Origin of the sequence: Streptomyces doebereineriae (assembly GCF_031845645.1) — a bacterium.
In the GTDB taxonomy this organism is placed as follows: Bacteria; Actinomycetota; Actinomycetes; order Streptomycetales; family Streptomycetaceae; genus Streptomyces; species Streptomyces canus.
Window position 1 is genome coordinate 1 of the sequence record NZ_JAVREZ010000608.1, and the last position, 381, is coordinate 381.

1 protein-coding gene is annotated in these 381 nt (G+C 66.4%); it reads right to left on the minus strand.

The genetic code is table 11. The features are described 5' to 3' along the window. Nucleotides 1–381 (minus strand): hypothetical protein (locus RNB18_RS53490; RefSeq protein WP_449657668.1); only part of this gene is annotated, 381 nt, incomplete at both ends.

The window sequence follows — 381 nt, forward strand, 5'->3', positions numbered from 1 at the left end:
GTGCCGGGTGGGTGCCCTGGCAGACCTGGGGCAATTGCTGCGGGTCACCCAGGAGCAGCAGATTGCGCGCGGCCGGGGCCACCGCGATGGTGTTGGCCAGGTTGAACTGGCCGGCCTCTTCGATCACCAGCAGGTCGAGGCAAAGGCGTGGGACCCGCGCCTCGTTCGCGAAATCCCATGCGGTGCCGCCGATCACGCATCCGGGATGGTCGGCGATGAACGAGGCGTACTGATTCTGGTCGATCTCAGTCCACCGAGGGTCGGCGCCCTTGCGCTTCTTGGCAACCAGCGCCGCGTCCACCCCGGCGTCGATCACCTGCTCCAGCAGATGCTCGATCACCGCGTGTGACTGCGCGACGATGCCGATCCGCCAGTGATATT